This is a genomic window from Myroides sp. DW712 (assembly GCF_046557355.1).
In the GTDB taxonomy this organism is placed as follows: domain Bacteria; phylum Bacteroidota; class Bacteroidia; order Flavobacteriales; family Flavobacteriaceae; genus Flavobacterium.
This window is the reverse complement of the sequence record NZ_JBKFDO010000012.1, coordinates 38771-50605: the sequence shown is the minus strand read 5'-3', so window position 1 is coordinate 50605 and position 11835 is coordinate 38771. Positions and strand designations below refer to the sequence as shown.

Sequence of the window (11835 nt, the reverse complement as noted above, 5' to 3'; positions counted from 1 at the left end):
GATGAAAAAATCGCATACGATTGCTTTTCAGCTCCTAGAAGACAAAGTGTATCAGTTTCAAAATACGACTTTTCGGGCAGGTAAACAGCAACAAGTATCCTATAGCTGTAGTGTAAAACGAACGAAGCGTTTTTTTGCAAACTACTATACCATTAAGCGAAGCCCTACCAAAGTAGTACCTGTGGTGGATAGTCCTTATATGGAGGCTCTTCACCTGACCAATATGTTGTGGAAAGAATTGAAACTGGTAATTGATTATAGAGGAGTGATTCACGATATTATCAATTATAAAACGATACAGCAGTTTTGGAAAGAAATTTTACACCTACAGCTTTCAACCCTGTTTACGGGTATACCAATCGATCAGTTGAATAAAGGAATAGGACAATTAATGGAAGACAAATCACATTTTCAACAGCGAATAAAGGAAGATTTTTTCTTTCTCTTTTGGCTCAAAAAGAGCTGTGGTAAGTACAACTGGTGCGACAAAAGGAAAAAATACTTTCGAACAAATACGCATGGACAATTAGAAATAAACTGTGAGTATGAAATAGAAACACCCCCCTCGCAAGGTCTTGTAATCAGCGGAAAAGGAACCAAACTCTCTCAGCATCTCCAACAGCTCAAAATTAAGTGGGGAATAGCACAAGAACAAGATTTGAGTTGTAGTGAATCGATGGTGTATGAGCTGAACAAACAAGGAGAACTTGTGTATGTACTGTGGGAAGAAGAATACCAATGTGCAGGTGATATTTTTCGTATGGATACAATATCTCTGCGCGTTGAAAATTAAAGAAGAGAACATAAGGTGGTGTTTTCATGACATACCGATACAGCAAAAGAAAAATCAGATGAATGACAACTATATGGCAAGGACAGCATCAGAAGAAGTCCCTATACCAGGAGAAACGCCTCATGTAGGGGAAGAAAGCACTAAAAGTACTTCTTCCAATAAAACACAAAGGGATATAGTTTCTGTAACACAAAAGACTCAGAACTCTGCTGAAGCAGAAGTTGAAAATAAGAACACAGAGCAAGAGGAGGAGGAGGAAACTTTTACTCCTCAATATATCGCTTGCCAGGGGGCGATTTGCCGTTGTAACCAAGGGAGTAGTATGCCTACCCTTCAAGTCAATACCCATAGAAAGTACTATGTCAATGACAGGGGCAACAACAAATTAGTCGCCACAGTAAAGGATCTCTTATTTAATCCTATCGCAGCACCCTTTGGAAGTTGTAGTGTAGACAATGGACGACCATGTACTTACAGTGCTCAAGAGTGGAAAGTACCTCATACTACCGATTTTCCAAAAGTAGATGGTTTAGATGTGTTAACTGAAAAAGGCAAGCTTCAATGCGTCTCAAAACAAGGTGAAATCACGCTGATTACGCATGGGCAAACCCAGCATATAGACCAAACAGAAACAGAAGAAGTAACAACGGCTCTAGCAACCTTAGATCATGTTAATACACTACTTCGTTTTGATCGTCTACATGATATAGACGAAGATACCTATGTTAGCCAGGTGACCAGCTTAACGCTCAATAATCTTGCTACCCTTTGTGCTAGTTTTCAAGGAGGCAGTACTAATCGAGCGTTAATTGTATTGAAAGGAGAAGAATTGCAGTTTACCGCTCAAACTCCGCCTAATGAAACAGGCAAGTACATCAGTTGGAGTATTAGTGAAGCCTTAGGTGATAGTAAGGTTCTTGAAGACGGAAAAAAGGGCACAACGTTTAGTACTGTTATAACAATAGATAATGGAATATATCAGCAGAATCAAACCACAAGCCGCTATTTTGGGATGACTGCACTTCACCCAGGTACTTATGTGGTATCTGCAGCCAGTAAAGAGAAAAATGACCCGAGTAAATGTTTTTTTGGTGGGTTTTACTACTATATTCAAGTGGTAGACCGCGCTACTTTACAAGCGATTATGTTATCTAATGCGGATAAACACTTGGTCATTGGCGATGAATTAACAATCACAGTTCGGAGTGATATTCCTATAAATTCCAGTCGATTAGAGCGTATGACCATCCGCGTTATTGTAGATGGAATTGTAGATAATGATGCGGTAGTATACCAAAGCAAAGGGAATCATGCGTTTAAACAAGAGGGAAATCAACTGATTGCCCTGTTTAAAACAACGAATGCCAATGCGTATAAGGTTGAGGTTTACGAAGGAGAAGCGCTTTCGGAGCTAGGAGCTGCGCAGTTTGAGGTAAGGAGTAATGCGGTGATCAGCCTCATTCCTTCGGTAGATAAAGTGCGAGAAGGCAGCGAAGGCGAATTTAGTGCAGTATTAAAAAGAGGAAGTAAGGTAGATCTCAACCAAGTAAGATGGAAGCTACAGAATCCTCAAGGGACCTATGAGCAGGTAGGAGTAGGAGGTACGAAATATTTTCGATTTTCTCAAGTGGGGAACTATACAATCATTTGTTCGTATGCCAAGGGTTTGTTTACCAGTGAAGATTTCAAGCACACGGTTACTGTAGTTAAAAATGAATTGGAGTCTATACGAATAGAAGAAAGAATTAAGCCTCCAGCAGGAGATATACCCAATGGTGTTTACCTCAATGATTCGTTTACAGTGTCTGTTACTACCTTGATCCCTTATAAAAAACCACAGCAAGAAAACAGCTATGTCAAGCAAATCAATAAGACGGAGGATATGCTTGATCGTTTTGCTCGATTTGTAGGGTTGAAGAAGGACTATGTTGTGCAAGAACAACTGGACAAAAATGTTGATCCCGAGATTATTTGGACCATTACCTATAGCAAAGGGGAGAAAAAAGAGTCGGGACTGACGATGCAATATGGAGCGATTACCCCCGAAGCATCTCCCTCTTCTGACACAACGGAAACAACAGCAGGAGAAGAATTAGCCCCTATTTTCATTGGGTTAACCTCGATTAAATCCCTGACGAATCAGGTCATGATTTGCTCGAATACCCCTGCAATAACGCTAGCTTTCAACGTGACAGGAACGTATGAGATTGTCGCCATGATGAATGGCAAACAGATCAAGTATACCGTAGCATGTGTCCCTGGGCGGATTGAGCGATGGGAATTTGTTGATTCAGATGACAACCACATCGAGTATCTCAGCTATAACGAGGATTTTCATACCACTGCCCAAATAAAAGGCTATGAGAATAAAAGTGCCAAAATTTACTACTGGTTTGGCCCCAAAGCGCACCAGCGGGTTTTATTAGCAAAGGATTATGTCGATTTTAATGAAGAAGGCGTCTTTACCCATACGGTGTATAGCAATGGTGAATTTTGGAAAAATTATCACAGTAAAGTAGGGAGTGCTCAAGAGAATTTAGTTCACTTTACGATAGAGCAAAAAGTAGGTGTTTACAATGCAAGTGTACATAAAACCAGTAGAAAGGAAAAAGAAGACTACAACAAAGGAGCGAAAGACCCCATTAAACAAAGAATAACGACTATTTTCTCCACTGATATGCCTCAAGTGTTTGGAAAAATATGTAGACATTTTACCTATGAGGCTTATTTTAAAAGCCAAGGGCAACGGCTACTCAAGCACATCAAGTATGGCGAAGCAGTTGCTATTTACATTCGCTTGATTCGAGGACGAGAAGACTATGCCCAAACGCTAGAGGCTGTATCCTTACAGGTAAGGGTGTTGGAAAATACCAAGCAGGAATGGGGAAAGCGAGTAGATCGTCAAGTGGAACTGATCGAAGTGAGTGAAGCAGACCGCAAGCAAAAAACGATAAGCCTAGCGTTAGACACGACAAAACAGCTGTATCGAGAAAAGGAACATAAGGAAGAAATAGGAAATCCAGTACTACCGCGGTTGATTTATTTCACTGTGGAATATACCCATAGGCTTCAAGGAAGGGATCAAAGCAAGGCAAAGAAAATAAAAGACGCTTTGATTTTTCCGTATCGATATGAAATGCACGGTGACAATGATGCTATGTTGACAGAACTCCTCGATCCTACCGCAGATGAAGCAACCTTACACAAGAATATTGACTTGCTTGAACAACTCAAGCGAAGTGGAAAAGCAGAGCGCTATTTTGATCAACTCAAACTAGTTGAAACCCTTGCTTTTGAGGATGCGTTTAAGGCTATTACTCGGGCGGTGCGGGTGGCGAGAACTCCGGATAAATCAACAAATGACACTGATTCAGCTGATTGCCCTAATTGCAAGAAGCCTGTGACAGTTGAAGATTTAAAACAATTGTTTAGAACCCAGAATATAAAAGTAAGTAGTGATGAGCGCCTATTAGAAGAAATTGCAGCTTATTATACGAAGTATATGGATAAAGTAGGAATGAACACTTGTTACGATAAGGCGTATTTTTTTGCTGTGATGCTTGTTGAAGCTGGATTCATCCACAAGTGGAAGAATGAAATAACGAAGAGTATAGACAAAAAAGAGAGTTTAAATTATTACAAAGGAGACGGTACGTTAAATCAATTTCAGGCATTTAAGAATTATCCAAAAATGAAAGAGAAATTAGGGAGAGCTATAAAAGACGCTAGTGACCCTAATTATAAGAGTTTAAGTGTAGAGGAGCAGGTTCGATTGGCCAATTTTGTCTATGCTTCAAGTGCAAATAAGGCTAAAGCAAAAGAGTTGTGTAATATGGTTATTCCCTTGAGTTTTACCAATGGAGTTGTGGATGATGCGGGTATGGCTTTATTAGCTGATGAAAATGGAGAAGGATGGAAGTATAGAGGAAGAGGCTATTTTCAATTGACGGGTAAAGATGTTTATACCAAGATTAATACGTGGATAAAGGAGTTAATCAATGCCAATATAGATATCGTAAATAATCCCGACTTGGTTGGAAGTAATGTAGAAATCGCTGTTTTGAGTTCGATGCTGTTTTATTCGAGGTATAAAAAATTAACCGTTTATAGCAAACATTTATACTCAAAAAAAGTATTCAGTGGCGTAGGGCGTGATATAAAAATGATAGATAGGCAAGGGATAGAAACAACGAATCACGCGCTTAAAAATAAGGTATTTAGCACAAAAGAAACCATCAAAGAAGTGGAATTTCCTTCTACTTCTGAAGTGTTTAAGGTATCAATGTGTTTAACGTTTAAGGAATTAAGGGAGTATTTTGATATTGTGACTTATCATATTTATGCCAATGGTGAAATTCACAAGAAGATTCCGAAAGAAGATAAACATCCAACGAAAGTAAAATACCTCTATTATGACAAGAACAAGCAAAAATATGAGCTAGGTGTATATGAGTGGATAGAAATAGATGAATTAAAAAGCCCGACGAACGCTTCCGTAGAGGAAGGGTATTCTGATACTTATATTTATCCAAATGATAAAGGAATAGATGGAGATACAGCCTATTACTATAGGGATAGTTCAAGTAATCTAGAACAAATTATAACAAAATCTAAAAAAGTAGGAGATAAAATCATTAAAATATTAAAGTATAGAGCAAATGGGAAAAAAACAAAATTAGTTAAGTTAGAAGAACCCTGGGAAAAAGGTGTTAAAAACACAACGGTCTATTTTAGGTATGTATTTAAAGAAACTGTTCGGACCTACTGTGGGTTAGATCAATATGCCGTATTTGCAGGTGCTTTTTTTGAGTTGAATTTAATTACTGAAGGAACGGGGATTGCTTCAAAAGATGGCACAGGTTTTCCAAGTAAAACACATGTAAACGGGCAATCCCTGGATGTAGACTATTTTAATCCAAAAACGGAAACAACAAAATTGATGGAGGCCATGAAAAAATTTGGCTGTACTACTTTTTATGTTGGACAACCTCATGAGGATGCCGCATTTACTAAGTTAGTAGAATATGGTAAGTCAATACAAGTAAAGATAAGTTCAATAGCAGGACATGGTTCACACATCCATTGTGGTCCCATAAATACATCCCACATAATCGAAGTAAAAGATGAATAAAATTTTAGTAGTTGTAGCAGCAATTTTATCCTTGCTAAGCTGTCAAGGAAAAACAGAAGTACCACGTAGTAAGAAAGAAGTTGTTGAAAAGGACACAATCAAGGTAGAAGGAAATAAGATGGATAAAACAGAGTCTGATAAAGTTATAGTCCTGACCGTTTCAGGGCGTTCATTAAAAAATGTAAAAACAACATTAGCCGCATTGGAGCACATGATTCATGCAATAGAAAAAGCAATAGCTATTGAATTAGCAGACCCAGAGGATAGTTTATCTTATGAAGATTATATTATGTTGAGTAAAACGGATGTAGAGGCATTAAACGAATTGCTGGGTAAGGCTTTTCAAGCAGCAGGTGTAAAACAACCAACGGAAGTACAGTTTCAAGCAGCTTTGAAGAAATTTTTTCAAGTTGATCTCAGTGATTTTGAGCATAGAAAAAGAGCATGGAAAAAGTTTGATGATATCGTCTTAACACCTGCTTTTCCAACTACTGGAGAGATGTTTAATGATGTAGTGACAAACCCTTGTCAAGTCATGTCTCAAAATCAGCTAAACTACTACTTCGATATTCAAAATCGATTTACTTTGAGTATAACTATACTAGCAAATTGTTTTGTTTTTGTAAAAGATGAAGAAACTAATTTGAAGACAATAGATCAAATCTACGACCAAGAAAAGGATGAGTTTTATTTGGGTATAGATAAATCTCTTCTCGAGCTTAATAAGTATATTTTATACAATGATCGGGCTAGTTTTTCATGGCTTTTGCACTATGATCCAGAAATATTGCGCAGTTTACTTGAATCCTTTAGCTATCAGGAAGAAAACTTGCTGAATGGCTGGCTGTTAAATGAAAAGCGCAAACAGGTACGCCTCAAAGAAGAAGAAGAGAATCAACATGCAATCGAAAAAGTAACAGGCGTTTTTGCGTTTAAAAACTATCAAGAGGAGCTTGAAATCCGCGAAAAACTGATGCAATATATCGATGAAGTAACCACAGCTGAAGACAACGATTTATTGCTGATGCTCGATGATTATGCAACAGAGATTGTCAGTTTTGATAACAATTCTTCAGATGAGTTGCGAAAGGGATTTACCCAAGATGAACTATATAAAATCTTTGCTTATGCGGCCTATTATTCCTACAAAGGATTTGTGAAATACGACAAAGGGTTGGGGCGTTTTAGCAGTACACGAGAGAATTGGCCAAATTTCTGCGCCTTAACTACCGTAGGACAAAATGCTGATGTACAAGAAGCTCTGAAAAAGAATATGTATTATGATATTCCTGGATTAAAAGAGGCTGTAGAACACATCGAGCAATTAGCTGCTCTTTCAGATGAGGATTAAAAAAGTGCACTACAAGTTGGACTTTTTGGGTAGGTGTTGTACGAAAACAAAAAAACGCGAGACTTTGTAAAATCTCGCGTTTGCGTAAAATAATAAAACAATAGTGGTACTAGAGATTACCAGTAGCCGAGGAGTTTCCACCACAAGCCACCGATGGTAATCCAAATGAATAAGTTTACAAGACTAACAATAAATCCGACTTTCCACCATTCTGTGAGTGTCGTGTATCCTGCGCCAAAAATAATGGGAGCTGTTCCCGTTCCATAATGGGTCAAAGACATCATTAAAGAAGAAGAAAAACCGAGGAGTAAGGCCAATAGCATAGGAGGTGTGCCTAAGGCAATTCCCGCGGCAAAAAAGGCGGCAAACATGGCAGTAATATGTGCGGTTGTGCTGGCAAAAAAGTAGTGGGAATACACGTAGACGAGTAGTAAAATAAGAGTACCCACAATCCAGTTCACACCTAAGTGATTAATTCCCGTTCCTACGGTTTGCGCTAACCAGGAAACTAAACCAAGTTTACCTAAGAAGCTCGCCATCATAACTAAGGCAGCAAACCACACAATAGTGTCCCAGGCTCCCGTATTTTTTAGAATATCATTCCAATTCAGTACACCTGTAGCGAGTAGGATAGACAAGCCTATAAAAGCAGCCGTCGTGGGTTGTACTAAATAGGCATCTCCAAAGAGCATGGCAGGAACACCAGCCCAAAGTAAGAGCAATAGAATAAACACACTCAACGTTATCTTTTCAGGAAGAGAAAAAGGACCTAATTCTCTCAGTTGTTCTTTGGCAAAAATAGGTGCATTGGGGGTTTTCTTAATTTCAGGTGGACATATTTTATAAATAACCAGAGGCATAATTAATAAAGAAAAAAGGGCTGGTACAAAGGCAGCTACAGCCCACATGCCCCAGGAGAGGTGAAAGGCAGGATCGGTTCCTTCGTAAATCATGCTGACAATAAGCGGATTTGGTGCTGTTGCCGTAATAAACATGGCGGAAGTAATCGGATTGGTATTGTAGTTGACTAAGGATAAATAACGTCCAATGCGTTTTCTCAACTCATTCGTAGGACTTGATCCAAAGCTTTCTGAGATAGAGCGCATAATGGGGTAGATGATACCACCTCCACGAGCTGTATTACTTGGTGTTACAGGCGCTAATATCGTTTCGGCAAAAGCTAAAGCATAGGCAATTCCTAGCGTTTTTTTACCAAAAATAGAAATCAGAAAATATCCGATTCGAGCCCCTAATCCCGTTTTACACAAGCTAATGGAAATCATGATGGAAATCCCAATTAACCAAATGAGATCATTGGAAAAACCACTCAACGCATCGACTAAAGCCGCTTTAGAATTACCAGGATTGGTTACTCCAGTTACCGCCACTAAGGCAATAGCACCGATGGATACCGCGCCAATGGGTAATGCTTTACCTATAATTGCAGCAATCGTACCTACAAATAGCGCAAGTAAATGCCAGGCATTGGGATCAACACCTGCAGGAACAGGAATAAAAAACCAAATCACTATCGTGAGTGATACAGCAATAGCCGTCGGGATGGGTTTGATTGGTTCGAGTGTATAGGCCATATTTAATCTTTTTTAATTCAATAGATGGATGTATGCTTTATCTTGGAGAGCTATAACGACACATAATCTCCTTGGTTATACATCCGAATAGTATTTCTTAATTAGTTACCAAGAAATAGACCAAACTATACTTTTGACTAATTTTTTTTTGAATAATGAAACTGTTACATTGCGAAAGAAGCAAAAAAAAGAGGCTTGTATTGAAACAAGCCTCTTTCGTATAGTTATATAAAGTAGGGATTAAGCGGATTCCACCACTTTAAATTGGGATTCATATAAGTTTCTATAGTATCCGTTATCATAAGTCAATAACTCTTGATGTGTTCCTTTTTCTACAATTTTTCCTTTGTCCATAACGATAATTACATCGGCATTGACAATGGTTGCCAAACGGTGGGCAATGATGATAGAAGTTTGATTTTCTGTTAAGTAATCCGTTGCTTTTTGAAGGAGTTCTTCCGAGTGAGAGTCAATAGAAGAAGTAGCCTCATCAAGAATCAAAATACTCGGTTTGCTGACATAGGCGCGTAAAAAGGCAATCAATTGGCGTTGACCAGAAGACAACATCACCCCGCGTTCTTTTACGTCGTAATCATACCCTCCAGGTAAGTTTTCAATAAATGAGTGAATTCCTATTTTCTTTGCTGATTCAATGACAAAATCACGTGTAATCGCCGGATTGTGTAGGGTAATATTATTTAAAATACTATCGCTAAATAAGAAGACATCTTGTAACACAATTGCAATTTGCTTGCGCAAGGATGCCAGTTCAAAATCGTGAATATCGATATGATCAATTTTTATGGTTCCCGAATTGATATCGTAAAAGCGATTCAATAAATTGATAATCGTTGATTTTCCAGCTCCAGATGCCCCAACAATAGCCACGGTTTGTCCCGCTTTGATTTCCAAATCAATCCCCTTTAGTACTTCCACACCAGGGATATAGCTAAAATGAACGTTGCTTAAAGAAATATCACCTTTAAAGGCAGGAGCTTGAATTGTACCATTGTTTTCAATGGTTTCATCCATTTCTAATACTTCAAATACGCGTTCTGCAGCAATAATTCCCATTTGCATGACGTTGAATTTATCTGCAATTTGACGCAAAGGGTTAAACAGCATACTGATTAACATGGTATAGGCGAATAAATCACCAAAGGTAGTCAGGTTATCTCCTTGTACAATTGACATTCCGCCATACCAAATCACCATTCCCAAGGTTAAGGAAGAAACGATATCGGCAATCGGAAAGAAAATGGAGTTGTATAAAATATTTTTCAACCAAGCTTGGTTGTGTTTTTCATTAATTTCTTTGAATTTTTCATATTCAATCTCTTCGCGGGTAAACAGTTGAACAATCTTCATACCCGAAATACGTTCTTGGACGAAGGTGTTGAGGTTGGCAATTTGGGTGCGTACTTCTTGAAAGGCATCTTTCATTTTGATTTGAAAAACACGAGTGGCATAGAGCAAAATAGGCATGGCCAATAGAACAATACAGCTCAATTTCCAATTCATGTAAAACATAATACCCAACACGACAACCATTTTGAGTAAGTCGCTGACAATCATAAACAGCCCTTGGCTGAAAATACTAGCGATGGATTCGATATCGGATACGGAACGCGTCACTAGTTTTCCTACGGGTTCATTGTCAAAATAACGCATGCGAAAAGAGATAATCTTTTTAAATAGCTTTTCTCGAATATCTTTGACAATGTCTTGCCCTAACCAACTCGCCCAATAGGTAAAAAGAAATTGAAACATCACTTCACAAAACAGGACAACAGCCATGAGACCTACATAGAGTAATAATCCATTTTGATCTTGAGGCTGTACATAGCTATTTACGGTTTCTTTGACCATATACGGACGTGCCGCAGCAAAGACGGATAACGCAATAGCAAAAAATATCACCCAACGAAATCTACTTTGATAGGGTTTGGCATATGCTAAGGTTTTGCGCAGGGATATGGAGTTTAATTTTTTCATAAATATGGATAACCAACTTGGGTTAAAAATAAGCCTTTTCCGGGAACTGAAAAACCAGCTTGTCCACGGTCTTTACTTTCGATGATGGCTCTGAAGTCATCGAGAGTGATTTTGTGTAGTCCTACATTGATTAAAGTACCAACAATCGCGCGTACCATATTGCGTAAAAAACGATTAGCTCGAATGGTAAACACCAATTGATTGTCGTTGAGTTGCCTCCACTCTGCCTGAAATATCGTACAGTTGAATGTGAAAACATCCGTATGGGTTTTTGAAAAACACTCAAAATCCTCATATTCAAATAGAATTTGAGCCGCTTGATTCATTAATGCTACATCCAATGGACGATGATGGTAATAACTCAAGGGATGAACAAAAGCATCTTTGAATAGATGCAGGTGATATTCGTAGGTTCGGTGAGTCGCATCAAACCGAGCATGGGCATCTGTGGCTACCTCGTGAAACTGATAAACCACAATATCAGGTGGTAAAAATGAATTCATTTTTTGAATCAACGACGCTTTATCTAAAGGAGAATCATAGTCAAAATGCGCAAACATCTGCTTGGCGTGTACGCCAGCATCCGTTCTTCCTGCACCAATTAATTCAATGGGTTGACGCAGTAAAGTCGAAATAGCCTCAGTTAACGCTTGCTGTACAGTAGGAGCATTCGGTTGCAATTGCCAGCCGTGATAGTTCGTTCCATTATACGCAAATTCGATAAAATATCTCAAAATAAGTCTCGTTTTAAGCCTACAAATATACTTTAAAAATAGGGAAAAAAGGAAATGGGTGATGCGTAATGTGTGATGCGTGAATATTTTTGGCTTTTGGTTTTCGTTGTTTGGCTTTTGTCGGTTGCTTTTTGTTCAAGCAATTGTTTACAACAAATATTTTCATTGATAACCAATCTCACCCAATCTCACCCAATCACCCAAATTGCCATGAACGAAATCAAAAAAGTAATGAAATA

At 38.4% G+C, this 11835-nt stretch carries 6 protein-coding genes; 3 read left to right on the top strand and 3 right to left on the bottom strand.

Going from position 1 to position 11835, the window contains the following annotated elements; translation table 11 throughout:
* Position 1 precedes the first annotated feature (1 nt).
* Genes ACLJX0_RS10730 through ACLJX0_RS10720 form a run of 3 tightly spaced genes read left to right on the top strand, consistent with a single transcriptional unit; the run spans position 2 to position 7275 of the window.
* Positions 2–793 carry a hypothetical protein gene (locus ACLJX0_RS10730; RefSeq protein WP_410880361.1) on the top strand — a complete coding sequence of 264 codons (792 nt, stop codon included), beginning with the start codon at positions 2–4 and terminating at the stop codon, positions 791–793.
* Between the two features lie 58 nt (positions 794–851).
* Positions 852–5924, top strand: a complete 5073-nt coding sequence (locus ACLJX0_RS10725; RefSeq protein ID WP_410880359.1) for a PAAR-like protein — start codon at positions 852–854, stop codon at positions 5922–5924.
* The gene (locus tag ACLJX0_RS10720) at positions 5917–7275 is read left to right on the top strand and encodes a hypothetical protein (protein ID WP_410880357.1); all 1359 of its coding nucleotides are present in this window, start codon (positions 5917–5919) and stop codon (positions 7273–7275) included. Before ACLJX0_RS10725 ends, ACLJX0_RS10720 begins: the two co-directional genes overlap by 8 nt.
* A 116-nt stretch (positions 7276–7391) precedes the next feature.
* Here the strand turns inward: ACLJX0_RS10720 and ACLJX0_RS10715 are convergent, their stop codons facing one another.
* The 3 genes from ACLJX0_RS10715 to truA form a co-directional block, all read right to left on the bottom strand.
* Positions 7392–8867, bottom strand: coding sequence for a DASS family sodium-coupled anion symporter (locus ACLJX0_RS10715; RefSeq protein WP_410880354.1), 1476 nt, complete (start codon positions 8865–8867; stop codon positions 7392–7394).
* Positions 8868–9107: 240 nt separating this feature from the next.
* Positions 9108–10862 (bottom strand): ABC transporter ATP-binding protein, encoded by a 1755-nt coding sequence (locus ACLJX0_RS10710; RefSeq protein WP_410880352.1) that lies wholly within the window; start codon positions 10860–10862, stop codon positions 9108–9110.
* On the bottom strand, positions 10859–11596 hold the full coding sequence (gene truA / locus ACLJX0_RS10705) for a tRNA pseudouridine(38-40) synthase TruA (RefSeq protein WP_410880350.1): 738 nt from the start codon (positions 11594–11596) through the stop codon (positions 10859–10861). The genes ACLJX0_RS10710 and truA overlap by 4 nt, the downstream gene beginning before the upstream one ends.
* Between the last annotated feature and the right edge of the window lie 239 nt (positions 11597–11835).

Coding starts and splice junctions, on each gene's coding strand:
- ACLJX0_RS10730 (WP_410880361.1), top strand. CDS start 2: ATGAAAAAATCGCATACGATTGCTTTTCAGCTCCTAGAAGACAAAGTG.
- ACLJX0_RS10725 (WP_410880359.1), top strand. CDS start 852: ATGAATGACAACTATATGGCAAGGACAGCATCAGAAGAAGTCCCTATA.
- ACLJX0_RS10720 (WP_410880357.1), top strand. CDS start 5,917: ATGAATAAAATTTTAGTAGTTGTAGCAGCAATTTTATCCTTGCTAAGC.
- ACLJX0_RS10715 (WP_410880354.1), bottom strand. CDS start 8,867: ATGGCCTATACACTCGAACCAATCAAACCCATCCCGACGGCTATTGCT.
- ACLJX0_RS10710 (WP_410880352.1), bottom strand. CDS start 10,862: ATGAAAAAATTAAACTCCATATCCCTGCGCAAAACCTTAGCATATGCC.